A 25,325-nucleotide genomic window follows, 5' to 3' on the forward strand; every position below is an offset into this window, starting at 1 on the left:
GTTATCCCCCCTTGCGTCCCAGCAGCCCCTGCGGGCGCAGGGCCAGCATGAGCAGCAACAGCACCAGGCCCACCAGATCGCGATAACCATCGCCCAGCATCAAGCCGCCCAGGCTTTGCAACACCCCAAGCAGCAAACCGCCCACCAGCGTTCCGAAGATATTGCCCAGCCCTCCCAGCACGACGATGGCGAAAGCGTTCAACAGGTAGGTGGCGCCACTTATGGGTGTGAAGGCAAAGATGCTGCCGATCAGCACACCCCCGACCCCGGCGCAGGCGGCGCCCAGCGCGAATGTCCAGCCATGCACGCGCCGTACGTCCACGCCGTTCACAGCCGCGGCAACCGGGTCCGACGCGCTGGCGCGCAGGTCGCGCCCAAACGCCGTGCGCGAGATGAGGAAATGCACCGCGAGAATGACCACGATGGAAAGCACGAAGCCGATCAGGTAGATTCTTCCGAACCCGACCGGGCCTATCTGAATGGAGCTCACCCCATTGCCGAACTGGATGGAGCGCGTATCGGCATGGAACAGCATGATGTAGACATTCTGCAATACGATGGAAAGGCCGAACGTGGTCATCATTGCGGACTCGGGCGGCTTATCCGCAAGAGGCTGCAACATGTAGCGCTGCAGGGGCCAGGCCAAGGCAGCCATCAGCACGGCAACCAGCGGCAGCGCGAGCAGGGAACTCAAGCCCAGGGGCTGCATGACGAAGACCATGAGATAGCCGCCCGCGATCAGCAGTTCGCCATGGGCCAGGTTCACCAGGCCCATGACGCCCAGGACTATGGATAGGCCCAGTGCGGCCAAGGCCAACACGCCCCCCAACAGCACTCCGGAAACCAGGCTGTTGATTACGATGTCCACGTTTTCCATAAAACTCCCTCTTTCGACGGAATGCCCGGCGGCCCGGCTTTATTTCGGCTGGATGTACGTACCGGTGGCCAGATCCCTGGGCCATACGATAACGGGCTTGCCATCCTGCCACTGGGACATGGCAATCGGCAACTTGGACGTATTGGTCTGATCGAACTTGACGGGGCCGACGACATAGACCTTGTCGGTCTTCGCAATGGCCTTGTTGATCTGAGCGCGATCCAGCGATTTGGCGGCAATGATGGCATCGATCATGACATTTGCCGCGGCATGCGAGTCGGCAATATGCTGGCTGACGCTCAAGCCCGTTTCTTTTTCGAACCGCTTCGACAATTGCGAGGCGCCGGGATACTTGAAGCTGGGATCCCAGTAGGCGCCCACCAGAACACCATCGGAAAGCTTGCCGGCCGCCTTGGCGAACTGCTCGGGCTCCGCGCCTTTTTCCATGTCGAGAACCTTGGGCACGAAACCGACGGCCGCCATCTGCTTGCGTATAGACACCGCCTGCGGCGTAATGGCATCGACCAGCACCACTTGCGGATTCTTCGATTTCAGTTCGCTGACGGCCGTCGTGAACTGCATATTGTCCACGGGGAATTCGGTTTTCTGCACGATCTTGTAACCGTATTTCTTGGCCAGCGCGGGCCAGATCTGCCCCCCAACCACCTTTCCGTCCGGGCCGTTGTCGTGCAGCAGCGCCAAGGTCTTGTCGGTTTTCACGCCCAGGTCGTCCATCATCTTGAACACGGCTTCGGACAGCTCGGCTTCGTCGAAGAAGATATCCCACACATAATGCCATTTCCGCACGGAACGGAATGCGCCAAGAGGATCGCAGCCCGTCACCAGCGGCACCTTCTTGCGCTCGGCGACCAGCGCGCCCGCGTTGACCAGGGCGGGAGTGCAGGAACCCAGCATTACCAGGGCCTTGTCGCGCGAGATCAAGGTTTCGGTATTGCTGGCGGCCACGTTGGGGTCCGTCTTGTCGTCGCGAACGATCAGGCGGAAGGTGTATTGCTTGCCGTCTATCGTGACGCCGCCGGCCTTGTTCGCATCGTCGACCGCGGTCTGATAGCCCCACTGCTGGTATTTGCCGAAACCCGCCAGCGGGCCGCTGAGCGGCAGCGACGCGCCGATGACGATTTCATTGGCTGCATGGCAGGCCGTTGCGGCGGCCAGCCCCAAGACCAGCCCGGCGGACGCGGCAACCAGCCGCGATTTACGTAAACCCTGGAAAGCTCGTTTCATGAAAGTCTCCTTGATATGTTTTTTGATTGCTCATGGACAGCTCATTGACAATGCCAATCCGGCACGCTCCAATCCGCGCCGGCCTGCTACCACTTCCTGCAGCTTGCTTCACCATCTCCCGCCAAACCGCCGCCGTCCGCGACGGTGGATGCCGGCCGGGCTAGAACGCCACCTCGGCTTGCCCTTTCAGCGCCAGTATCTGCCTGGCTTCGTCCGGCGTAGCGATTTCCATTCCCAATTCCTCAAGGATGAGACGGATTTTCCCCACCTGCTGGGCATTGCTGCTTGCCAGGCGCCCCCGGCCGATGAACAGGCTGTCCTCCAGGCCGACCCGCACATTGCCCCCCATCATCGCCGCTTGGGTCGTAATGGGCATTTGATGCTTGCCCGCCGCCAGCACAGACCAGACATAGTCGCCGCCGAAAAGCCGGTCGGCAGTTCGCTTCATGAAAACGACGTTGTCGTAATCGGCACCGATGCCGCCCAGAATGCCAAACACCCCCTGGATGAAGAACGGCGGCTTGATCAACCCCCTGTCCACGAAATAGGCCAGGTTATACAAGTGGCCGATGTCGTAGCACTCATGCTCGTAGCGCGTGCCGAAATCGGACATCAGTTCGAGCACCCTGGCGATATCCCGAAAGGTATTCCGGAATATAAAGGCTTCGCTGGCTTCGATATAAGGCTTTTCCCATGGGAACTTCCAGTCTTTTACCTTCGAACCCATCAAGTGCATCGAAAAGTTCATCGATCCCATGTTCAACGAACACATTTCGGGCCGGAAACGCAATGCGGCAGCCAGCCGCTGCTCGACCGTCATCTCGGGACTGCCGCCCGTCGTCAGATTGATGACGGCATCGGTGCGTTCGCCAATGGCCGGCAGGAACTGCGCAAAGACATCCGGATCACCCGTGGGGCTGCCGTCTTCGGGGTTCCTGGCATGCAAATGCAGAATGGCGGCTCCCGCCTGCGCCGCCTCCACGGCTTGCTGCGCAATATCCTGCGGCGTATAAGGCAAGGCATCCGACAGGGTCGGCGTGTGAATCGCCCCGGTTACCGCGCAGGTAATGATGACCTTGGGTTGCGGGCGTTTTACTGCTGTTGTCATGCTGATCTCCATCCATATCGGGCAGCTCTGCGGCCGCCTTGAAATCATCGCTTCAGGTTTCCGCCCCGCGCTCGAAAAGCATGCGCTGCAGATGCGTGGCGACGCGCTGCCGGACGGCCTGCGCGTCATCTTCCGACCAGCGCCTCAGGCCTTCGCCCGTCTTCACGCCCAGCAAGCCGCTGGACACAAGGCTGTCCAATAAGGGTGATGGGCCGCCGCTCGCATCGAGATGCGGCAACACCACCTTGTGGATATCGAGCGTCAGATCCAGGCCCACGAGCTCGGCATTTTCAAGCGGACCCAACACCGGCAGGCGCATGCCGAAGCTGTTCTTCACCACTTCGTCGACTGTCTGCGCATCGCATATGCCGGCATGGACAATGGCAAAGGCTTCCCGCCACAAGGCATGCTGCAGCCGATTGCCGACGAAGCCCGGCACATCCTTCTTGACCTCGACCGGCTTCTTGCCCACTTTGCGCAGCAGCGCCATGGTGCGATCGAACGCAGTTTCCGAAAGCTGCACGGTTCGGACCACTTCCACCAAAGGGACCAGGTAGGGCGGGTTCCACCAATGCGTACCGACGACATGGGCCTGACGCCCAGGCGGCAATTTCGACGCAATGTCCGTAATGGGTATGACCGAAGTGTTGCTGGCCAATACCGCTGCCGCCGGCGCCGCGGCATCCAACTGCGCAAAGATGCGCTGTTTCAGCTCCAGCTTCTCGGGCCCCGCTTCGAACACGAAAGCCGCCTGGCCAACGGCATCGCCAACGTGCTCGCAAAGCGTCAACCGCGCCAGGCACGCCTGCGATCCGCCAATGCTTTGCAGGTTGGCGCGTATGCACGGCGCCGCCTTGGCAAGGGCTTCCGGATACGGGTCATACAGCGACACCGAATGGCCCGCAGCCAGGAAGACCTGGGCGATACCACAGCCCATGAGGCCCGCGCCCACCACGGCGATATGGTCTTGATCGGAACTGGACATGGCTACCCCGCTGTATAGCCGCCGTCGACATACAGGATCTGCCCCGTGCAAAAATCCGAGGCCCTGGATGCCAGGTACAGCACGGCCCCCACCAGGTCGTCCGGTTCCCCGAGACGGCCCAGCGGGATGCGCTTGAGCATGCCTTCACGCGCTTCCTTGCCTTTTGGATCGTCCTCGAACATCCAGGCGGTCAGGGCGGAACGAAAGACGGTCGGCGCAATGGCGTTCACATTGATGCCATGCCGCCCCCACTCGCAGGCCAGCGAACGGGCCAGCCCGTCGATCGCATGCTTCGAAGGACAATAGGCCGTGTACCCCGCTGCATGGCCCAGCTTGCCCCGGGTGGAGGAAACCAGGACGACCTTGCCGCCACCGCCCTGGGCAATCATTTTCCGCCCCGCCGCCCGGCACATCAGCCAGGAGCCAAGCACATTGGCGTCCATCACTTCCTGCCAGCGATCTTGCGGAAAATCCGTGATCGGCGACACATTGTTGGTTCCGGACGCAACGACCAGGACATCGACCGAGCCGTATGCCTGGACGGCGGCATCGATGATTGCCTCGGCCTTTTCCCCGTCGTCGGGCCTTGCCGCAAGCGTCGCCACCTCGGCCCCGCAGGCACGCGCCGCTTCGGCCACCTCGCCGAGCCTGGCCGCGCCTCCGGCCGCCAGGGTCAGCCGCGCGCCGGCGCTTGCCATCGCCAGGGCCAGGGCCTCTCCCAGGGCTCCCGTCGCCCCGGTGATGACCACGCTCTTGCCCGCCACATCGAACAAACTGTTAATCGTGCTGGACATGATTTCAATCCCGTTTCGTTGGCATCACCACCAGCATGGATGCCGGCAGATTGGAACGATTGACGATCTCCCGCTCCTCACCGGCTGGAATCACGCATGAATCCAGGGCGCCAAGCGTCGCTTCTTCGTTCTTCGTACGGACGACCATTTCGCCCGATAACACCACATACACTTTCTCGAGCGGAGATGCGTCCCAGCTGGCTCCGCCACCCGGCAGGAAATGCGACAAGCCCACCCAGAAATTTTCCACATCGGTGACATCCGCCCCTTGCAGCCGGAGCGAACGCATGTCGAAATGGAGGGCAGCCTGGTAGGGTTGCGCGTCGGAAAAGTAGGTGACATTCATGGCAGGCTCCTGGGCTTACGCTTTTTCGATGCGGAAATCGCCCTTGTGGTCGACCATGGCCACCACGCGCACGATGCACCCGTCGCCCTTCACCCAGCGCCAGGGAAATGCCGCGATCGTCACGCGCTTGCCGGTTACCTTGTCCAGGTCGCCGCCCACGTTTTCAATGCCCGGGATTCCGGCGGTCAGCAGCGCCCGATGAGCCGGCTCCCACAAGGGGAAGTCCTCTTCCACGGCCCGTCCGGTTTCACGCTTGTATTCCTCGCACACTCGAGGCAGCAAAGGGCCGACGCCGTGCGGGCCGATGGCCGTGCCCAGCGGATGGTCCAGCGCCTGCTGATCCACGCCGACCATCTTCACGCCTTTTTCCGCCAGCCACTCTCCCGCCTCCTTGTATAGCCCTGGCGAGTAAGCGTAGTACATGGAATTGTCGCCGTAGTGGTGATGCCAGCCGGTATTGATGATGACGATGTCGCCCTTCTGGATTTTCGGGTAGGCGTTTTCCAGATCCTTGGGCGTAATCACCTCCCACTTCTTTTTCGGGATGCTGACGACGACGCCGGTTCCGAAAAAGCGGTCCAAGGGGATTTCTTCCAGGAACGGCGTGCCTTCGACCACATGGGCTGGTGCGTCGATGTGCGTGCCGCTATGCATCACCGTGGTAATGCGCTGCGTCAGCACGCCGCTTTTGGCCATGTAATGCAGCCGCTCGATTTTCACGTCTTCGAAATACGGCCAATTGGGGACGCCATGCCCCCAGGGATGGCTCAACTCCACGAACTCGATACCGTCGGTGTTTGATGGGGGGGTTGCCGGATATTCCATTTGTCTGCGCTCCATTTATTTTCGCAATTCGGTACGACTGAATCGTACTTCGGTACGAATAATCCGATAGCGCGCAAACGATGTCAATAAATTTAAATGTGCAAATGCAAAACTCCAGCCATTTCCCATGGCTGGAGTTTTGCAGTTTTCCCTATGAGATTTCTGGTTAATGCGACGCAATAAAAAATTTTTTAATGCGGATGGCCTTAACCGATTAGCAATACCTATAACCCGCAATACGGTACAAAATCGGAAGCCTGATACCTACCAGACCCCGATTTTCATGAAGCCCAGGTTTTTCCAGCCTTCGGTCGTCCGTTCGACGGTGGCGTTATCGATGGTGGTGCGGCGCTTGCGCTCCATCAGCCAGTCGGCAAGCCGGTCCTTCATGCACCGGCGCACCTCCTCGTACTGTGGGTCTTCGCCCAGATCGCGGATTTCCTGGGGGTCGTCGCGCATGTCGAAAAGCTGCGGGCGAAAGCCCTGGTAGTGAATGTATTTCCAGCGCGAGTCGCGCACCATCCAGGCATAGCATTCGTCGGGCTTGCGGTTCAGTAAAACGCGCGCATCGCGAAAGGCATAGTCCAGTTCGCTGAACACGCAATCCCGCCAGTCGTCGACCTGTTCACCTTGCAATATCGGGCGCAGCGAACGCCCCTCCAGCAAGTGGTCGGAAAGAGGCAGGCCCAGGGCTTCCAGCATGGTGGGCAGCACGTCGACACTTTCGACGAAACGGCTTTCCGCCGTGCCCCGGGTGGCGTCCGCCGATTTTCTTGGATCGACCACGATCAGGGGCACGCGAACCGCCTGTTCGTAGAACAGCTCTTTTTCGCCCAGGCCGTGATCGCCCAGTTGATCGCCATGATCAGAGCAAAAAACAATCAGCGTATCGTCCAGGCGTCCCAAGGCCTCCAGCTCGGTCATCAGCCGGCCGATATGATCGTCGACCTCCTTGATCAGCCCCATGTAGGTCGGGCGCACGTGCCGCACGACGTCTTCCTTGCCGTAGCTGATGCAGTCCTCATGGGCCTGGCGATACGCCTGCAGCACAGGATGCGGCGCGGTGGTTTCCGCCGCGGGGGAAATGATGGGGCCGGTATCGGCATCGCGATACATGTCGTGATAGGGTTTGGGCGCCATCAGCGGCCAATGCGGCTTGATGTACGACAGGTGCAGCACCCAGGGCTGATCGCCCTTCGCACGGATGTACTCCAGCGCGCGATCCGTCATGTAGGCTGTCTCGGAATGCCGGCGATCGACACGAGCGGGGAAATGGGCATTGCGCAACAGCCATCCGCTGACGGCCTGCCCATTGTCATCCAAGGCCCCTATGGCGTAATCCGTCCAGGGGTCCGGGCTATCGTAGCCCTGTGCGCGCAAGTAGTCCGCGTACCCGCTTTCGCTGCCCGGACTGCTGTGGCCGTCGTAGCGATCCAGTTCGGAAAAACCGCCCTGCAGGTAATGGCGGCCCAGCGAGCTATCGGCATCCAGGCCAAACCGCTGCAGGCCGAGCTTGTCCGGGATGACATGCGTCTTGCCCGCCAGCATCGCCTCCAGGCCGGCGCCCTTCAGGAAGTCGCCCAGCGTGTTCTGCACCACCGACAAGGGCACGTAGTTCCAGGTGGCACCATGACTGCTTACATAGCGCCCCGTGTAATACGACATGCGCGAGGGCACGCAACATGCGGACTGCACATAGGCCGCATCGAAGCGCACTCCCCGTTTCGCCAGGCCGTCGATGTTCGGGGTGTCAAGCACGCGATGCCCGTAGCAGGACAGATAATCCCAACGCAATTGGTCGCACATGATGAACAGCACATTGCGAACCCTCTCCTGGCCAACCATAGTCATCGCTACTACCTTTTCCAAAGTTTCCATTTCCCGACAGCGGAAAATCACCTGCTGCTACTATGTCAGACACGGAAAAAGCCGGCCAATGAAAATTGCCGCGCCCCTGATAACCGTCTCGTAATACAGCCCATTCCTTTCTTTCTACAGGAAATGCCATGGCACGATTAGACTGGTACATACGCGCCAACCTGCGGCCGCGTCACTTCCAACTGCTGGTGGCCCTGGACGAGCTGCGCCATGTCGGCCGCGTCGCGGATTACCTGAACATCACCCAACCGGCCGTCTCCAAGTCGCTGAGCGAACTCGAGCGTGGCCTGGAGGTGCGGCTGTTCGAGCGCGACCCCAAAGGCCTCATTCCCACCGCTTTCGGCGAATGCCTGATCCGGTTTTCACGCTCGGTGCTGCGCGAGCTCAACACGACCCGCGACGAATTGCGGCACCTGAAAGCCGGCACCACCGGCAGCATACGCATCGGCATGCTGCCGGTGGCCGCGCCCGCGCTGGTGCCGCGCAGCGTCATCCTCCTCAAGGAAGAGGCCCCCGCCACGACGGTCGTTCTGGTGGAAGGAAACTCGGACAGCCTCTTGCCCATGCTGCAAGAGGGCAAGCTCGACATCATCGTGGGCACCCTGCCGAGCGCGCCGCGGCACACAGGCCTTGAACTCCAGCCGCTGCATCCGGGCGAGGCCATCGTCGCGGTATGCGGAACACGGAACCCCCTGGCCGGCAGGGAAAAAATCACCGTGCAGGACCTGGCCGGCTACCCCCTGATCATTCCGCCACCCGACGCCATCTTCCGCGAGCACGTCGACGCCATCATGGATTACTTTGACATGCCGCTACCGGCCGGCGCCATCGAATCCGGCTCGATGACCGCGTCCAACACCTTCATCCGCGACGCCAACGCCATCAGCTTTTATTCGCAGCATCTGGCCCAGCATTACTCGCGCGTCAGCGGCATCAGCATCCTGCCGCTGAAGATGCCCCCCGCCATCGTAACGGCGCCCATCGGCGTCGTTTGGCCCAAGCACGTCGAAATGCCGGCCTCGACCAGACTGCTGATAGAAAAACTGGCCGAGGTGATCGATTCGGTATTCGATACCGGGGTCGAAGGCCAGGGCCTGTAACCGCCACGCAAAACGCAGTGCGCCGGCGGCCGACCGGCCACTCTTGAAGATTAAAGGGGATCGTCGGGACGAGCCATGCGCCCGGCGGGAACCCGGCCCGGAGCCAGGTATGGCTTCAGGGCGCCCTGCAGGGTTTTCGGGCTGTTGGTCATGATGCCGCGCACGCCCAGGGAAAGGTAGGTGTTCATCGGGTTGGGTTTATCCAGCGTCCAGATGTAGTTGAACTGAACCTTGCCCTGTTTTTCGGCCGCCACGCCGACCTTGAATACCTTCTCGTAATTGCCGTCAAAATTGGCCGAGATGCCGTTGCCGTATGCCACCTTGCCCGGTGCATATTCGTTCAACAGCTCGATGGCGCTGAGTGCAAACTCCTCCTTATTGCCATTTTCGTCGATGCTGAAGTAAATACGGTTCGCATAGGACGTCGAGCGCGCGGCCTGGGCAGCGGCCATGATGTAGGCATGGAACTTTTCCTTGTCGACGCCGACGATCACCTTTCCTTTGTAGCCTTTGCCAAACAAATCCTTGACCAGGGCGGCAATGACATTGCGTCCCGCCGCGGCGCGCGCCGCCTGGCTCGCAGCCACGCTGCCGCCGACCTTACTGTCGACGATGAACAGGGCAATCGAGGATTTCGTGGCGAGGGTATTCATGAAACCGCGCGCGGTTTCATTGACCAGGCAGGCGTCCTTCCCCGACTTGACGGTCTCTGTTTTCGGAAGATCGGGATCGGGCTTGTAAGTGGGGCTGACCGACATCATCTGGACACAGATATCCGTTTCGTTCCATGCATACCACCCTGTCGGGAACTGGCACTCGCATATCGTGCCGTGCTGGAACTTGAGAACCTCGCCATTGTCGGTAAAGCGCAGATCGGCCTCGATGCCATTGGCGCCATTGCTCACGGCCCAATCGATGTACTTGGAGTGATTGACCGCGTGGGCAATGTTGTAATAAAGCACGTCGGCCTGGGCCGCGGTGGCAAAGAACGACAATGGCAGAAGACAGGCGATCAGGAATTGTCGAAACATGTTCAGGGCTTTATGGAATGTCGGATACATGGGGAATGAATACATATGGGGTTGCTATTGCGCCAGAAAGCGGGTGGCGATGCAGCTGTCGGCTATGCTGCCGTCCGCCTCGATGCCGCAGCCATAGACGCTGTCGTTGTACAGGCTGGTAATGAACATGGCCGGGGATGCGGCGCTACCGCTTAGCACGAAGTCGCTGGTGACGGCAAAGCCCTCTATCCCGTAGGGGGTGCAGTCGGCGAAGTCGGCGCCGCCCCCCGTAAGCTTGCAATGCGTGATGGTGCTGCTGCGGGCATTGGCAACGTAGACATTGGCGCCGGCAGTATCGGCGGCAATCTTCAGAATGCCGGCGAAGCGCTGCTCGTTGTCGCCGTCGATTGCGTGGCAGGACGAAAGCGAGGCATCGTTCCCAACACTGCAAACCGCCACGCTGTCGTCGAGATTGCCGATATAGGCGTACTTGCCGTCGGGGGAAAATGCGATCGTGGTAGGAGCCGTGAACGTGCCGTCGTTCTGGGCCTGGCAGGTGCTGGGCATGCCGTTGGGCGCAAGCGTGCAGGCGGTTACTTCGGACTTGGTTTCGCCGTTCAGGAAATACGCGTGGGTGCCGTAGGCGCCCGAGACCAGCCCGATCGAAACGGGCGTGTCCAGCGCGCCATTGGCGTCGGTCACCGTGCAGCTGCCGAAAGTGCCGTCGCCGGCAATCGTACAGACAGTCAACGTATTGTCTTCGTTGGCGACATAGGCCATTGTGCCTTCTGCATTGACGGCCAGGAACTCCGGATCCGTGAAGGTGCCGCCCCCCGTTGCCGGCGCGCACGACGAGATCGAACCGCCGGCGCCATCGCATACGAGTATGGAATCGGCATTGTCCTGCAGAAAATACACCGAGCCGGTGCGCGCATTCACCACCATCTGGTGCACGACGTCGGCGCCGTTCAGTTCCTGATTCTCGCAGGCGGAAAGATCGCCGGAGGCTCCGATGCTGCACGTGGTGAGCGTGTCGTCCTCGCTGAGGATGCGCAGCAGGCTTTGCGAACTATCGACTTTTTGAATGGCCAGGTTTTTGGGGCGATAGAACGCATCCGCGCTTTCCGTGGAGGCATTATTGCCCGAGCTCCCGTCGTCCGAACATCCCACAAGGGACAAGGCCGACGCGAGGACTACCAATGCGGTAACAACTTTTTTCATGGGTGGGAATTTTTTCGAATAGAGATATAGGGCAACGACGTACAGTAAAAAAACAGCCCGTGCGGCATGACTCCTCTCGGGCTGTAAAAGGCTTCAACACATGCAGTAATACTTATTTCATATGGAAATATAATTGTGTCTGAAAGGCATATGAATTACAAGGAGCTTAACGGGCATCCGCCCGTTTGCCAGGCCGCGCAGCTCCGGAACAGCGTGCTCTCCTGAAGTCCAGCCCCGGGGCAAGCCTATGGCATGCTTGGGCACTCAATCACTTCAACCTTGAAAGGTTCAGGCTATCTACCGGCCTGCAACCGATGCGGCCGCCGAAGCATTAAACTCAGTCACCGCTTCAAACCTCCAAGGCTTGCATCACCATGAAGAAAATCGGGTTTCTTTCCTTCGGCCACTGGACGCCGTCGCATCAATCGCAAACGCGCTCCGCCTCGGACACGCTCTTGCAATCCATAGATCTTGCCGCGGCCGCTGAAGAGCTCGGGCTGGATGGCGCGTATTTTCGCGTCCACCACTTCGCCCGCCAGCTCTCTTCGCCATTCCCGCTGCTTGCCGCGGTGGGCGCCAGAACACGGCGCATTGAAATAGGCACGGCGGTGATCGACATGCGTTACGAAAACCCTCTCTACATGATCGAGGATGCCGGCGCGGCCGATCTCATCGCGGGCGGACGCCTGCAATTGGGGATCAGCCGGGGTTCGCCGGAGCAGGTGATCGACGGCTGGCGCTATTTCGGGTTCCAGCCCGCCGAAGGGCAAACCGACGCGGACATGGGGCGCCAGCATGCCGAAGTCTTTCTCAAGCTGCTGCAAGGCGAAGGCTTTGCGCAGCCGAGCCCTCGCCCCATGTTCCCCAACCCGCCGGGCCTCTTGCGTCTCGAACCGCTGTCGGAAGGGCTGCGCGAGAGAATCTGGTGGGGCGCGGGCTCCAACGCCACGGCTGTCTGGGCTGCGAGGCTAGGCATGAACCTGCAAAGCTCGACCCTGAAAAATGATGAAACCGGCGAAGCTTTCCACGTCCAGCAAGCAGCGCAAATCCGGGCATACAAGGCCGCCTGGAAAGAGGCCGGCCACGCGCGGGAGCCGCGGGTCTCGGTCAGCCGCAGTATTTTCGCGCTGATGGATGACCGGGACCGGGCCTACTTCGGCCGCCCGGAAGAAAACACCGATCAAGTCGGCTTCATTGACGACAAGACACGGGCGGTGTTCGGCCGCAGCTACGCCGCCGAGCCGGACAAACTCATCGAGCAGTTGAAGAAGGACGAGGCCATCGCCGAAGCCGACACACTTCTGCTGACGGTTCCGAACCAGCTCGGCGTGGACTACAACGCGCACGTGATCGAGGCGATCCTGACCCACGTGGCCCCCGCGCTGGGCTGGCGATAACCACAATACCGTACGCAAACTCGACATCTTGCTATGCCCTGCTCGTTAGCCTAAAATGCATCACAATTGCAATGCAAAATGACGTCCCATGAAAACCGCCACCTTCCCTCCGCTCAGAGTCGACCCCCTGTTGCGCCAGGACACCGAAAGCGTTCTGCGTGAAGGAGAAAGCCTGTCCCAGTTCATCGAGCAAGCCGTACGAAGCCAGGTCGAATTGCGCAAGGCCAACGATGCCTTCCTGGCGCGCGGCCTGGCTTCGCGCGATCATGCACGGCAAACCGGTCATTATGTGGATGCCGAGACGGTATTGAACAAACTTCAGACGAAGTTGGATGCGGCCAAGAAGCGTAGCAGCAAGGCATGACCTACGCCGTTCGCTTCACGGAAGAGGCCGAAGCGGATTTGCTCCGGCTGTTCGACTTTTTGCTGGGGCAAGATCCGAACAACACGCAACTGGCTCAAAGGGCTTTGGAGCGGATTGCGCAAAGCATCGAATTACTTAGGCAGTTTCCATTCACCTGCCGCAAGGCCACTGCCAACAACCCCTATCTCCGCGAGCTGGTCATCTCGTTTGGCGCCTACGGATACGTTGCGCTATTCGAGATCGAACCGGACGATATGGTGACTATTCTCGCGGTGCGACATCAGCGAGAATCCGACTACCACTGAAGGGCAAGCCTACTCCGCAATGGCCTGGGCCAGCTTTTGGATGGACAGCGGCGCACAGCCCTCGGCATCGTTGCTGACCGTCACGTAGGCCGGCTGGCCCGCGCCCGTGATCCCGCGGATCGTGCGCGCCAGCACCGTGCGAGTAGGGATATCCTCGCTGCGAATGGCATTGAACGGATCGTGTTTTTTCTGCGCGTCGGCATACCCATACGCGCCGAAAATACGGTTCAGGTTCCACCGGCAGACCAGCGGCCTCGGCCATAGCGCGCGCAGCATCGGCAATTGCTCTTCAATCGGCGGCATCTTGCCATGCAGGCCCAGGCAAAAAGTGGCCCCATGCGCCTTGAGCGTGTCAACCAGCGCCTGGCCCAGCAGTTCAGGATCCCGCACCTCCACCGCGACGATCACGGCGCCGTGCGTGGACAAAGCCTCCCTGACAGCCGCCAGCATGCGGCCCAGTTTCTCAAACAGCGATGCGGAGCGACTCAGCCCCCCCAAAGGCAGAGGACTCAGCTGAAACACCAGAACACCGAGCTTGACGCCCAGGCCTTCGAGCGCCGGCCGCACAAATTCCTGGACAGCCAGCGACGGATCGAGGAAAGCCGGGTTGGCCTCGCGCGCCCTGCCTTCTTCGCCACGCACCTGGGCGTCGGTAATTCTGGCGGGACATTTGACGACGAAGCGGAAGCCGTCATCGACCTGCCCCGCATAAACAGCATACTGGCTTGCCGTCAGCGGGCGCCAGAAAGTGCGATCCACACAAACCGTGCGCAAAAGCGGATGCTGATGGTAGGCGCCAAGACCATGCTTCGACAGCGTGCTCGAATCGTATTCACCATCCCAGACCAGCCCTTCCCACCCCGGGTATGACCAGGTAGAGACGCCAAAACGCAGCGGCGTCGGAAGCTGCCGCGCGAGCGCGCACCATTCCTGCGCTGCAGGAGCGGGAAGCACCTTGGCCAGGCTACGGAGGGCAGAAAATTCCGGATTTCCACGAGAGGCCGCATGGTTCGAGGAGTTAGCCGGAGGCAGCGGAAGCGCATCTCCGAAAAGATCGTCTTGCATACTTGTCATGTTGGCACGGAGGTAGGCTACAGAGTACTCGAATCATGGCCCGCGGGAAGTAGGGCTATCGTGTTTCATTGGTCATCATTACTGCTGTGAGAAACATTTGTAGCCATCAGCCAAACTTTCATCTATCGCAGGCGCAGGCACAGACCTGACATCGGGAGCCTTCTCGGCTCATGCGAAATTTCGTGCGGCTGTAGGCTGGCCTTAAGACGGTTCAGCAATGACAGTGAGCACGGACGGTGGAGAATAATATAGGTACGTAGCTCTGCACACGTATCGGCTATAGCCTGGATCGAGACTCCATCAGTTCGGCTACTAGCATCAAATCTGCCAGACCGCTCCAAACGAGGCTTTCGTTATATTCTATTTCCGCGCGGCTAGACTCAATATAGAATTGCGTAGCTTCTGACTTTCTTCCAAACCGAAGTAGCTGAGCCCCAAGCCAATAAGACTCGACTCCATTCTTAGGCATGGCGGCAAACAGAGCCCTGGAGACTTTGCGGAAACCAAGCTGATCCAGGCATTCTATCGCGTCCAACTGGCAATAAGAATCGTCGCCGGCTCCTTTAGCTGCATTTAGAATGAGCTTAAGCGCCCGGGGATCCCCATGCTCTCCAACATATTCCATTGCACGCCAGACCTGATCAACCGGATCATCATTGCTGAGTAATTGTTCGAAGGTTATACCGTCCCTGACCTCATCTTCGAGCACGCTTTTCACAAGAGCTTCATCTATCGGAAACAGTAGTCTTTTGAGCAGTTCGGAAGCGTCCATGCTCTCAACGAGCGTTTTCGCTTCATTCGTTCGGCCAAGATCGTGAAGGAGACCGGCAAGAGTACGGCGATCCTTAGGGTCTTCGGGGGGGCAGGAGAGGCACTGATCCAGCCATGCATTCATATATGAATGACAGCCCGCCCAGTGCAGCTCCTGAGCTACCTCAACTTGCTCTGTAGCAGATAACGCACCGCAAAGCAGTCGACTTAGCGCACTCTGTGCAGCACTATGGAAAGGCGAAGCGGCATCAGCATAGCTTATGACAAGCGCGCAGGCCTCTACACGCTCACGTAGTCTGTTTCCTTCGTTTTCCGCGAAGACGAGCAGCGAACCATAATCGCTATAGAACCCGCGCCTCAGAAGCCGTGCTGCCTGCCCTGGCCATCCCGAATACTCCTCGTCAACCGAATCTCGAAGACTGGTACTCAATTCCTTGATGATCGGCGCGGCGGTGATCAGTGCCTGACCTCGACCAACCAGCTTGGCGTAAGCTTCCAGAACATCGGCGATTGACCACCACCCTATTTCCCCCGACAGCAATATCTGCTCGAGCCTGCTCGCGGCAAGCTCCCGATCCAGAGCTGCCGCGAGCTCGATTCCTTCGATCACCGTTTCCGTATCTTCACTACTAATCAGGATAACCAAAGGCAAAGAGAGCAACTCATGCAAGATCTGTTCCGCTCCGGCTCCGTCGCCTAGTTCGCGACAGAGCTTGGCCAATTCAACCATTTCCCAGATCGACAGAGGTCGGTCATCCTTAATGGATTGGATCACTGATTTCGTCAGTTCCGGCATCTTCAGCCTATCTGCAGCCTGCGCAATCTTCCGGCGATCTCGGAAAGTAAGTTCGGTAGAATTTGCTATATCATTGAGCACAACTTCCCACTCTACCGATGCATCTATTGCAAGCGTCTCTAATGCCTCGACGCGGGTAGCGATATCGATCGAATCATCCTGCGCGAGAAAGAGCAAAGAGCCCGATCGGAGATCAGCGCGCTGCTCTTTGGCGGCTTTCAGTCGCCATGCAGGAGGAATCCCCTCATCCCGGGAGATTTGACCAAGGAGTGCTTGCGCCTCGCTATTGTCGTCGGAGTTCCAAGCAGCATTAACTGCTTTAAGCGCGAGTTCTACAGACGTAGCAGGATGCGCGGCAATACGGATCAAAGGCTGTACTACCTCCTTATTTCTACCATATCTGCCAATGGTCTGAAGCGTCTCGATCCTAGCCAACAGGCTTATCTCGTTAGACTCTAGCGCCTTGTGTACCCGCGGCATCTCATTCAGCTTCCAACCTCGTGCTCCAAGCGAGGCCCCGACGCGCAGAACATCTCGCTCCGAAAGCTCCTCGTCGCTCAGCATGGCAAGCAGTTCAGAATAGACGAGGTCGTCATAGCCGTCCTCACCATCGATACAGATCAGGGCTTTAGCGGCCTCAACACGATCAGCCACGAGCTGCGTACGATCCTCCAGAAGAGCCATGAGCGGATCCCAAACAATATGGTTTCGCCCATGCTCCAGTTTGTCAAACGCGATGGCCGCACGCGTGCGATGGAAAACCTCAGCACTATCATCTCGTGCAATACGGGCGAAGGCAAAGGCGGCATGCCGCAAAAGACCAACACTCTTCAATGTTTCCGCAGCCCGAACGCGATCGCAAACTGCGATTTCGCTGTTACGAACGATGGTACCCAGCTCTCTCTGGCCGAGCCGTGCATCCCCTAGTTCACATAAAACGCCCGCAGCTCTGATACGCAGACCGATATCATCATCTATCAGGAAATCCGAAAGTAGTGAGCGAGCATCTTCCGGCGCGCCGAGTAGCGCCACGCTTCGTGCCAACTGCGGCTCCCTCAAAGACCGTGCTCGAGAGAGAACGAAGGAGGACATCGCCCCCCCATCGAGGAGCGGCAGCGCATGCTCGATCAGGTTGACGGCCTTGTAAACACCATCATGTCCGTCGAGCAGATGTGCAACTGCCGCCTCCACGGTAGAACGGGCTTCGTCCGCCATGTCGAGACGAACAAGTTGCTCAATAGTGAACCAGTCGATCTCTAGCTCATTTGCATCGAGGCTAGAACGAAGTGCTGATCGCGCTTCTTGACCGAAACCAAGATCGGCGAGTGCACGGGCTATTTCAGCTTTTTCGCGCATCCTCTCGCAAGACGTGAGCATTTGCTCCAAAGCCTTCTTGCCCGTCAACTGGTCCTGATGAATCGCTATCAGTCGGGCAGCCTCGACCGCATCGCCGAGCTTGAGGGCATCGACCTCATCCGGCAGTTGGGCTGCAGCCTTCAGATAAGGTATCGCAAGTTCGGCTTCCCCAATCTCCATCAATCGCGCCAGCGTGCTGGAAAATATCCGATCAGGTTCGGTATTCTCATCAATTGCGCAAAGATCAGCGAGAAGCTGCCGATTCTGTGGCGTCCGTTCCTGCTCATAAAGAATGGATGCGGCGTCGATCATCGTCCAATCTTCCTCACCGTTCTCCGCCACATCGCGCAGCGCTTCGAGTGCTTCCTCGCGATAGTCGTGTTTGAGCAGAAGCTCCGCTGCAGCCACTTTATCTGGCGGATAACCATCATGTCTGCCTGCTACCCAAAGAAGGTGGTCCAGCGCTTCGTCGAACTCCCCCGCATCGAGCAGGCATTCCGCAAAGAAAGTATCGGACGTCAAGGCGGTGGAATCGAGTTCCTTAATCAGTAGACGGCGGACGGCTACGCTTGCTTCGGCAAGTATCACGAGAATGCGATGAGCCAGGATGAGAGGTCCAGACTCCTTCGCCTCACTTATGAAACGCTCAGCAATACTGACGGCAATCTTACTGTGCCCCTGGCGTCGCGCTGCGGCTATGACGTGAGCGGCACATTGGAGACCTTCCTCACCATATTCGAGGAGGGACCGCAGAACGGGTTCCACATTCTGGTCATCGAGGTCCCAGCGGAGCAGAAGCTGCTCCATCATTGCCCACCCCTCACGAAAAGGCTCGACTTCTTTCAAGGTTCCAGAACCGGGACTGTACCGTCTGGCGAGATCCAGCGCACGATAGTAGGAGCGGAGCAGATCGTGCGAGAAAGTGTACTTATTGCTGCTGCAGCGGACCAATGCTGTACGGTCGAGCAACCCGCTAAGAGCGTCTTCCGCACCTAAGGCAGAGAAACTGCCCGTAAGTGCTTGAACAAGAGACTTATGCTGACGAACCAAATCCGCAGCCGAGATATCATTTTCCGCAATGATGCGCAATAGCTCACTTAAGAAAACCATCTTACTGGCATCGGCCCCAGTCGCTTTCTCAAGCGCGTTAGCAGCATAGTGTTCATATAGATCGATTTTTCGCTCGTGCAATTCACCGGTTTTGGCGAAAAGCTGGGCAGACATGGCGAGAAACAGCGGAACTCCTCCGATAAACCGGTATTCTCGCAAAGTAAGAAGCTTCACAAACTTTTCGCGAAGGGTCGAGTCCGCAATATAGCTTGCCGCAAAACCTGCTTGTCCAGTGGTGTTGATCGGCTCAACTGTCCAGTAGGAAAATGCGCTACTAGTCGGAATTGAAACAACTGCTTCGGGTCTCGTGGCGACAATGAATCGGAAACCACCGTCCTGTTCAGCATGAAGGCGGATGGCATCCCATACATCTCGACGTTGGGGACTTTCGATCTCATCAAGGCCATCGACGAATATGAGCCAGTTCCGATGGCCGTTCACGGCATTTGCAACGAAAAAATCAGAGGGTAAAGGCCATCGCAGTCTTCCACCAAGACTTGAAGTCACGGCGCGGTGAAGCGCGGTCGCGACATCTCCCGAATCCACCAGGTCTGCCGCGCTAATCCAACAGGGAAGCCGTAGGTCATCAAAGGCGACTTCGTGTCTGTCCTGGAGTAGTGTCTGGGCCGCCGTCCAGGCCAGATATCGCAAGAAGGTCGATTTCCCGCTGCCTCCATCCCCCTCAATAATGTGATTACCTTCCAGTGCGATGTCAGACTGTGCAAAAGAGGGGGCGGAGAACGTCGTATCCGTCAAGGGTCGGATCGAAATCGGCACGTAATCGTTCGACAAAATCCGATCTTGATCCAGCGCTGGAAACCGATTGCAGTAAGAAGCCGTCGCGGTGACGAAATCGCGACGCAGCAAGAGCATATCCAGGGACGCCGCAAACCCTGGCTCCTCGCTCAGCAAGGTACGAATGGCCTTCTCACGCTGCGATGGCGTCGTCGCCTCCTGCCAGTTCTTCTCAAACGACGCATACGCTTTCGACGAGGCCCGAGCTCGGCGAAACCGCCGAGATAAAGACACGCCCAATGAGCTCAAGCTTCGTACTGTAGCGGTAGCAGTGACCTCAATACCTTTGGAGGCAAGGTCAGTCGCAATTTCCGGCAACGCTTCCGCCAGGTACGGTGAAAGCTCGGACGCGAGATAGGTAATGTTGGGGATGGTTGACACTTGCTGATAATACCGTTGCCGTGGTACCTCTCCAAACGAGTGTGGGCCAATCACGCCATCCAGATTGAAAGCAAGTGGCTCCACGAGCTGAAGCAGCATAACCAGCCACACAGCCTGCTAATCATCGCTTCTAACAGCCGTCCGACAAGGGGTGGGTCCCCCATTTCCGCAGAAATCCATTGATTGATTGGAGCGGGTGATGGGAATCGAACCCACGACGGAAGCTTGGGAAGCTTCAGTTTTACCATTAAACTACACCCGCGCTAGCTGGAAACATAAGCCTCTGGCGGCTTTTGCGGTTTCCTATATCTTGCTGCGGATGAGATTATAGCAGCGCCAACCACAGGTTTGCTCGGCGGCCGTCTTCCGGACGGCTATCTTATAATCCGTCCATGAGCGACACACCCCTTCCCAAGATTCCCGACATCACGGCCGGCATGGAAACCGAACAGGCTGCCAAGCCGCATCCGGGCGGCAGCCATATCCGCAGCTTCGTGCATCGGCGCAGCCACATTACCCCTGGGCAACAAGAAGCCCTGGAACGCCTATTGCCCAAATGGGCCCTTCCCTACCAGCCTGCCCTCCTGGACTTCGGCCAGGTGTTCGGCCGCACGGCGCCTACGGTGCTGGAAATCGGCTTCGGCATGGGTGAAACCACCGAAAAGATTGCGCTGGCGCGGCCCGGCGACAATTTCCTGGGCATCGAGGTGTTCAACGCCGGCGTGGGCGCCATGCTGCGGCGTATCGAGGCTTCGGAACTGCCGAACGTGCGCATCATTCAGCACGATGCCGTGGAAGTGGCCCGCGACATGATCGCGCCCGATTCCCTGGCCGGCGTGCATATCTACTTTCCCGACCCCTGGCCCAAGTCCCGGCACCACAAGCGCCGCCTCATCCAGCCGCCATTCATCCAGTTACTGGCCAGCCGCATCAAGCCTGGCGGCTACATTCATTGCGCCACCGACTGGCAGAACTACGCCGAGCAGATGCTGGCCGTATTAAGCGGCGAGCCCAGCCTAGCCAATACCTGCGAAGGCTATGCGCCGCGGCCGGACTTCCGCCCCCAGACCAAGTTCGAGACCCGAGGCCTGCGCCTGGGGCACGGCGTATGGGACCTGATCTTCACTCGCAAGGCCTGATATGTACCCAGCCATAGAACCCTATCGCCACGGCTTCCTGCAAACCGAAGACGGCCATCAAATCTATTGGGAGCTTTGCGGCAACCCGCAAGGCAAGCCCGCCATCTTCCTGCATGGCGGCCCCGGCAGCGGATGCTCGGCCGCGCACCGGCGCCTGTTCGACCCCCAGCGCTACAACGTCCTGCTGTTCGACCAGCGCGGCTGCGGGCGCTCTACCCCCCACGCCAGCCTGGAGCACAATACCACCTGGCATCTGGTGGCCGACATCGAGCGCCTGCGCGCCGAAATCCTGCAAACCGAGCAAAGCCTGATCTTCGGCGGCTCCTGGGGCTCCACGCTGGGACTGGCCTATTCCGAAACGCATCCGCAGCGCGTCAGCGCGCTGATCCTGCGCGGCATCTTCACCGTGCGGCGCGCCGAATTGCTGTGGTTCTACCAGGAAGGCGCCTCGTGGCTGTTCCCCGATGCCTGGCAAAATTACCTTGCCCCCATACCGCCCGAAGAGCGCCACGACCTGATGGCCGCCTACCGCAAGCGCCTGACGTCAAGCGACCGCAATCTGCAACTGTTGGCCGCCCACGCCTGGAGCCAATGGGAAGACCACACCATTTCCCTGCTACCAAACGAACAGCACCGGCAGTCTCATGTCGCCGACGCCGCGGCCCTGGCCTTTGCTCGCATCGAGAACCATTATTTCGTCAACCGCGGCTTCATGGACGAAGGCCAGTTGCTACGCGACGCCCACAAGCTGCATGGCATTCCCGGCGTCATCGTGCAAGGCCGGTATGACGTGTGCACCCCCGCCAAGACCGCCTGGGAACTGCACAAAGCCTGGCCGCAAGCGGAGTTCCACCTGGTGGACGACGCCGGGCACGCCTTCGACGAGCCCGGCATTCTGCGCCACCTGCTGGCCGCCACCGACAAATTCGCTGGATAAGCCATGAAGATCACCATCAACGGAAAGCAGCAAGACGCCGGCCAGGCCCGCACCGTGGACGACCTGGTGGCCGCGCTGGGCTACAAGGGCAAGCGCATCGCCGTCGAGCGCAACGGCGACATCGTTCCCAAAAGCCAGCATGCGCTGGTCGAGCTGGCCGAGAATGACGCCATAGAGATTGTAGTGGCGGTGGGGGGAGGTTGACAGTAAGCCACCATCGACAATAAGAAACGGGCGCCTTTTTCTAGGCGCCCGTTTTCATCTTTCACTCAAGGCTTCGTCGCGCAACAACGCAATTGGTGAAGCTGCCTAGCGCATGCCCCCAAAACCGCCCTTGCCCAGCCCCTTCAACCCGCCCATAGCGCGCATCATCTTGGCCATGCCGCCTTTTTTCATCATTTTCATCATGCCCTGCATCTGCTCGAACTGAGCAAGCAGACGGTTGACTTCCTGCACCGGCACGCCCGAGCCCGCGGCGATGCGGCGCTTGCGCGAGGCTTTGAGCAACTCGGGCTTGGCGCGCTCGGCTGGCGTCATGGAATTAAGGATGCCTTCGGTGCGGCGCAATTGCTTTTCGGCCTGGCCGCCCTGCAACTGGCTGGCGGCCTGGGCAAACTGGGCCGGCAGCTTTTCAAGCATGGAGCCCATGTCGCCCATTTTCTTGACCTGCTGCAGTTGATCGCGAAAATCGTTCAGGTCGAACTTGTTGCCCGACTTGAGCTTGGTGGCCAGCTTTTGCGCCTCGGCGATATCGATGTTCTTTTGCGCCTGCTCGACCAGCGACACGATGTCGCCCATGCCCAGCACCCGCTGCGCCATACGCTCGGGGTGGAAGGGCTCCAGGCCGTCGAGCTTTTCCGACAAGCCCACGAACTTGAGCGGCTTGCCGGTAACGTGGCGCACCGAAAGCGCCGCGCCCCCGCGCGCGTCGCCGTCCAGCTTGGTCAGCACCACGCCGGTAAGCGGCAGCGCGTCGGCAAACGCCTTGGCCACGTTCACCGCGTCCTGACCCTGCATGGCGTCGACCACAAACAGAGTTTCGACGGGGTTGAGCAGGTCGTACAAGGCGCGGATTTCGCGCATCATGGCCTCGTCGATGCCCAGGCGGCCCGCCGTGTCCACGATGAGCACGTCGTAGTGGTGGCGCTTGGCGTGATCCAGCGCGTTGCGGGCGATGTCTTCAGGCTTCTGCCCGCCGTCGGACGGCAGGAAATCCACCTGGACCTGGCTGGCCACCGTCTTCAACTGGTCGATGGCCGCCGGGCGGTAGACGTCGGCGCTGACGACCAGCACCTTTTTCTTGCCGGTTTTGCGGCCATGTTGGACATGATTGCCTTCGCTGAGCCACTTGGCCAGCTTGCCGGTGGTGGTGGTCTTGCCCGCCCCCTGCAAACCGGCCATGAGGATGACGGCCGGCGGCTGGGCCGCCAGCGAAAGCTCGCTGCCCTCGTCGCCCTGGCCGCCGTCCATCAGCGCCGTCAGTTCCTTGTGCACTACGCCCACCAGCGCCTGGCCGGGGTTCAGGCTGCCCACCACCTCCTGGCCCAGGGCGCGTTCCTTCACCCGAGCGACGAAGTCGCGCACCACGGGCAGTGCCACATCGGCTTCCAGCAACGCCATGCGCACTTCGCGCAGCATTTCCTGGGTATTGGCTTCGGTGAGGCGCGCCTCGCCCCGCATGGTCTTGACGACGCGGGAAAGGCGCTGGGTTAGATTTTCAAGCATGACGATGGTTTCGCTTAAACTAGTTGGTGTAACTGGATACGGTCTAAAATGCCGTGATCAGGGCATTATGCCCTGTCTGTCCCATTCGAACTCAAGGACTATGTCAGCTGACATTGTATTTCACTCGCTGGCCGCGCTGGCCTACGCCATTTTAGGCATTTCACTGTGGCGCCCTCTTGTGCAAAACGGCTCCCAGGGCAAGGCCGGCCGGGTGCGCCGCATATGCCTGCTGGGCGCCATAGCCTTGCACGGCATCGCCCTGGAAAGGGCCGTGCTGCACGGCGGCAGCCTGCACCTGGGCTGGGCGCTGGCGCTTTCGGTGGCCATCTGGCTAGGCATGATCGTATTCTGGCTGGAAAGCCTGACCATGCGCATCGACGGCCTGCTGCTCATTCTACTGCCGGCCGCCACCCTGGGCACCGTGCTGGCCGCCCTGTTTCCGCACAGCCACCTCATCGACCACGCCAACAACGACTGGCTGCGCATCCACCTCATCATCGCCTTCATTGCCTACGGCCTGATCACCGTGGCCGCCATGCAGGCCATACTCATGGCCACGCTCGACCGCTACCTGCACCGCCCCGTGGAACAAGCCGAGCAGCGCAGCAGCATCAGCCGCGCCCTGGAATCCCTGCCGCCCCTGCTGGTGCAGGAACATGTGCTGTTCCGGCTGATCTGGTTCGGCTTCGTCATGCTGACGCTTACCGTCATCACCGGCGTCATCGTTTCCATGGGAATCAGCAACTACCCCTTCCCCCTGGACCACAAGACCATCTTCACCCTGCTGGCCTGGGTTACCTTCGGCGTGCTGCTCATCGGCCGCTACGCGCGCGGCTGGCGCGGCCGGCAGGCCCTGCGCTGGACGCTGGTCGGCTTCGCCTTCGTCGTGCTGGCCTACACCGGCAGCCGGTTCGTGCTGGACGTCATTTTGCAACGAGGCTAACGTGGGCAAGCTTGCATTCTGGTTCATCGTCATTGTGGGCGGCCTGATCGTCGCCCGCCTGCTGGCCCGCCAGGCCGGCAAGGAAAGCCAGCCGCGCCCCGTGCGGCAGGCCGCGCCGCGCTCCGGACGAGGCTCCCCCGAAACCATGGTGCGCTGCGCCCACTGCGGCATCCACCTGCCACGCTCCGAAGCCCTGCTCGTCGGCGGCAAAACCTGGTGCAGCAAAGAGCACGCCAAGCTGGGAGCCCCCAAATGAGCGCCCTGGCCCTGGACCGGCAAGGCTGGCTGAAACCCCACGCCACCGTCACCCTGGCCCCCTCGCCCAATTGCGACAAGCGCCCGCGCGGCGTCGAGCCCACCCTGCTCGTCATCCACAACATCAGCCTGCCGCCGGGCCAGTTCGGCGGCCCCGAAATCGTCGACTTCTTCCAGAACAAGCTAGACTACGACTCCCACCCCTGGCTGGACCGCCTGTGCGGCGTCACGGTTTCCGCCCACTTCCTGGTGCGCCGCGACGGCCAGGTCGTGCAGTTCGTCTCCACCGACGAACGCGCCTGGCATGCCGGCGTCTCCAGCTTCAAGGGCCGTGAGCGCTGCAACGACTTTTCCATCGGCATCGAGCTGGAAGGCACCGACACCGAGCCCTACACCGACGAGCAGTACGAAACGCTGCAGAGCCTGACCCGCGCCTTGCGCGCCCGCTACCCGCTAAGCGCAGTATGGGGCCACGAACACATCGCCCCCCAGCGCAAGACCGACCCCGGCCCGGCGTTCCAATGGCGCAGGTATGCCCGCGAAAGCCAGTGGCTGCTGAGGGAATTGCCGCCGCTGGCGTAGGTGGCCGCTGCCACC

23 protein-coding genes and 1 tRNA gene are annotated in these 25,325 nt (G+C 59.9%); 10 read left to right on the forward strand and 14 right to left on the reverse strand.

What is annotated here, in order from left to right; translation table 11 throughout:
- Position 1: 1 nt before the first annotated feature.
- The 8 genes from VNT00_RS11090 to VNT00_RS11125 form a co-directional block, all read right to left on the reverse strand.
- The gene (locus tag VNT00_RS11090; protein ID WP_325587425.1) at positions 2-877 is read right to left on the reverse strand and encodes a branched-chain amino acid ABC transporter permease; all 876 of its coding nucleotides are present in this window, start codon (positions 875-877) and stop codon (positions 2-4) included.
- A 39-nt stretch (positions 878-916) separates the two neighbouring features.
- Positions 917-2,122, reverse strand: coding sequence for an amino acid ABC transporter substrate-binding protein (locus VNT00_RS11095; protein ID WP_325587427.1), 1,206 nt, complete (start codon positions 2,120-2,122; stop codon positions 917-919).
- Positions 2,123-2,282: 160 nt separating this feature from the next.
- The gene (kce, locus tag VNT00_RS11100) at positions 2,283-3,230 is read right to left on the reverse strand and encodes a 3,5-dioxohexanoate:acetyl-CoA acetone transferase (protein WP_325587428.1); all 948 of its coding nucleotides are present in this window, start codon (positions 3,228-3,230) and stop codon (positions 2,283-2,285) included.
- Between the two features lie 52 nt (positions 3,231-3,282).
- The gene (locus tag VNT00_RS11105) at positions 3,283-4,215 is read right to left on the reverse strand and encodes a 3-hydroxyacyl-CoA dehydrogenase family protein (protein ID WP_325587429.1); all 933 of its coding nucleotides are present in this window, start codon (positions 4,213-4,215) and stop codon (positions 3,283-3,285) included.
- Positions 4,216-4,217: 2 nt separating this feature from the next.
- Positions 4,218-5,009: an SDR family NAD(P)-dependent oxidoreductase gene (locus VNT00_RS11110; RefSeq protein ID WP_325587430.1), complete on the reverse strand. Its 792-nt coding sequence runs from the start codon at positions 5,007-5,009 to the stop codon at positions 4,218-4,220.
- A gap of 4 nt (positions 5,010-5,013) precedes the next feature.
- Positions 5,014-5,355, reverse strand: coding sequence for a cupin domain-containing protein (locus tag VNT00_RS11115; protein ID WP_325587432.1), 342 nt, complete (start codon positions 5,353-5,355; stop codon positions 5,014-5,016).
- 15 nt (positions 5,356-5,370) lie between these two features.
- Positions 5,371-6,180: a cyclase family protein gene (locus tag VNT00_RS11120; RefSeq protein WP_325587434.1), complete on the reverse strand. Its 810-nt coding sequence runs from the start codon at positions 6,178-6,180 to the stop codon at positions 5,371-5,373.
- Between the two features lie 264 nt (positions 6,181-6,444).
- Positions 6,445-8,031, reverse strand: a complete 1,587-nt coding sequence (locus VNT00_RS11125; protein ID WP_325587436.1) for an alkaline phosphatase family protein — start codon at positions 8,029-8,031, stop codon at positions 6,445-6,447.
- 155 nt (positions 8,032-8,186) lie between these two features.
- On the opposite strand from VNT00_RS11125, the gene VNT00_RS11130 reads away from it, so the two are divergent.
- Complete coding sequence (locus VNT00_RS11130; protein ID WP_325587437.1) at positions 8,187-9,158, forward strand: LysR family transcriptional regulator; 972 nt, start codon at positions 8,187-8,189, stop codon at positions 9,156-9,158.
- Positions 9,159-9,208: 50 nt separating this feature from the next.
- On the opposite strand, the gene VNT00_RS11135 is transcribed toward VNT00_RS11130, so the two are convergent.
- Positions 9,209-10,189: a PI-PLC domain-containing protein gene (locus VNT00_RS11135; RefSeq protein ID WP_325587439.1), complete on the reverse strand. Its 981-nt coding sequence runs from the start codon at positions 10,187-10,189 to the stop codon at positions 9,209-9,211.
- Between the two features lie 54 nt (positions 10,190-10,243).
- The gene (locus VNT00_RS11140; RefSeq protein WP_325587441.1) at positions 10,244-11,380 is read right to left on the reverse strand and encodes a lactonase family protein; all 1,137 of its coding nucleotides are present in this window, start codon (positions 11,378-11,380) and stop codon (positions 10,244-10,246) included.
- Between the two features lie 374 nt (positions 11,381-11,754).
- Between VNT00_RS11140 and VNT00_RS11145 the strand changes: the two genes are divergently transcribed.
- The 3 genes from VNT00_RS11145 to VNT00_RS11155 all read left to right on the forward strand — a co-directional run bounded on the left by VNT00_RS11145 (position 11,755) and on the right by VNT00_RS11155 (position 13,446).
- The gene (locus tag VNT00_RS11145) at positions 11,755-12,777 is read left to right on the forward strand and encodes an LLM class flavin-dependent oxidoreductase (protein WP_325587443.1); all 1,023 of its coding nucleotides are present in this window, start codon (positions 11,755-11,757) and stop codon (positions 12,775-12,777) included.
- 88 nt (positions 12,778-12,865) lie between these two features.
- On the forward strand, positions 12,866-13,141 hold the full coding sequence (locus tag VNT00_RS11150) for a YlcI/YnfO family protein (RefSeq protein ID WP_325587444.1): 276 nt from the start codon (positions 12,866-12,868) through the stop codon (positions 13,139-13,141).
- Positions 13,138-13,446 (forward strand): type II toxin-antitoxin system RelE/ParE family toxin, encoded by a 309-nt coding sequence (locus VNT00_RS11155; protein ID WP_325587445.1) that lies wholly within the window; start codon positions 13,138-13,140, stop codon positions 13,444-13,446. Before VNT00_RS11150 ends, VNT00_RS11155 begins: the two co-directional genes overlap by 4 nt.
- Before the next feature lie 9 nt (positions 13,447-13,455).
- On the opposite strand, the gene VNT00_RS11160 is transcribed toward VNT00_RS11155, so the two are convergent.
- The 3 genes from VNT00_RS11160 to VNT00_RS11170 form a co-directional block, all read right to left on the reverse strand.
- Positions 13,456-14,511, reverse strand: a complete 1,056-nt coding sequence (locus tag VNT00_RS11160) for a DUF72 domain-containing protein (protein ID WP_414650924.1) — start codon at positions 14,509-14,511, stop codon at positions 13,456-13,458.
- Positions 14,512-14,797: 286 nt separating this feature from the next.
- Positions 14,798-19,828 (reverse strand): NACHT domain-containing protein, encoded by a 5,031-nt coding sequence (locus VNT00_RS11165; protein ID WP_325587448.1) that lies wholly within the window; start codon positions 19,826-19,828, stop codon positions 14,798-14,800.
- A gap of 89 nt (positions 19,829-19,917) precedes the next feature.
- Positions 19,918-19,991, reverse strand: a tRNA-Gly gene (locus VNT00_RS11170).
- Positions 19,992-20,166: 175 nt separating this feature from the next.
- Here VNT00_RS11170 and trmB point away from each other — a divergent pair.
- From trmB to thiS, 3 genes are read left to right on the forward strand one after another with little or no spacing between them, the layout of a single operon-like run.
- The gene (gene trmB, locus VNT00_RS11175; RefSeq protein ID WP_325587462.1) at positions 20,167-20,868 is read left to right on the forward strand and encodes a tRNA (guanosine(46)-N7)-methyltransferase TrmB; all 702 of its coding nucleotides are present in this window, start codon (positions 20,167-20,169) and stop codon (positions 20,866-20,868) included.
- A 1-nt stretch (position 20,869) separates the two neighbouring features.
- Positions 20,870-21,805: a prolyl aminopeptidase gene (gene pip / locus VNT00_RS11180; RefSeq protein ID WP_325587450.1), complete on the forward strand. Its 936-nt coding sequence runs from the start codon at positions 20,870-20,872 to the stop codon at positions 21,803-21,805.
- A gap of 3 nt (positions 21,806-21,808) precedes the next feature.
- On the forward strand, positions 21,809-22,009 hold the full coding sequence (thiS, locus tag VNT00_RS11185) for a sulfur carrier protein ThiS (protein ID WP_325587452.1): 201 nt from the start codon (positions 21,809-21,811) through the stop codon (positions 22,007-22,009).
- A gap of 105 nt (positions 22,010-22,114) precedes the next feature.
- Here thiS and ffh read toward each other — a convergent pair whose 3' ends face one another.
- Positions 22,115-23,530 carry a signal recognition particle protein gene (ffh, locus tag VNT00_RS11190; RefSeq protein ID WP_325587454.1) on the reverse strand — a complete coding sequence of 472 codons (1,416 nt, stop codon included), beginning with the start codon at positions 23,528-23,530 and terminating at the stop codon, positions 22,115-22,117.
- A 100-nt stretch (positions 23,531-23,630) separates the two neighbouring features.
- Here ffh and VNT00_RS11195 point away from each other — a divergent pair, with 100 nt between their 5' ends.
- The 3 genes from VNT00_RS11195 to ampD are packed head-to-tail and all read left to right on the forward strand — an operon-like array spanning position 23,631 to position 25,310.
- Positions 23,631-24,473, forward strand: a complete 843-nt coding sequence (locus VNT00_RS11195; RefSeq protein WP_325587456.1) for a cytochrome C assembly family protein — start codon at positions 23,631-23,633, stop codon at positions 24,471-24,473.
- 1 nt (position 24,474) lies between these two features.
- On the forward strand, positions 24,475-24,729 hold the full coding sequence (locus VNT00_RS11200) for a PP0621 family protein (RefSeq protein WP_325587458.1): 255 nt from the start codon (positions 24,475-24,477) through the stop codon (positions 24,727-24,729).
- Entirely contained in the window at positions 24,726-25,310 is a 585-nt protein-coding gene (gene ampD / locus VNT00_RS11205) for a 1,6-anhydro-N-acetylmuramyl-L-alanine amidase AmpD (protein WP_325587460.1), read from the forward strand. Before VNT00_RS11200 ends, ampD begins: the two co-directional genes overlap by 4 nt.
- Positions 25,311-25,325 lie beyond the last annotated feature (15 nt).

Origin of the sequence: Eoetvoesiella sp., from assembly GCF_035555955.1 — a bacterium.
Taxonomy (GTDB): Bacteria; Pseudomonadota; Gammaproteobacteria; order Burkholderiales; family Burkholderiaceae_B; genus Eoetvoesia.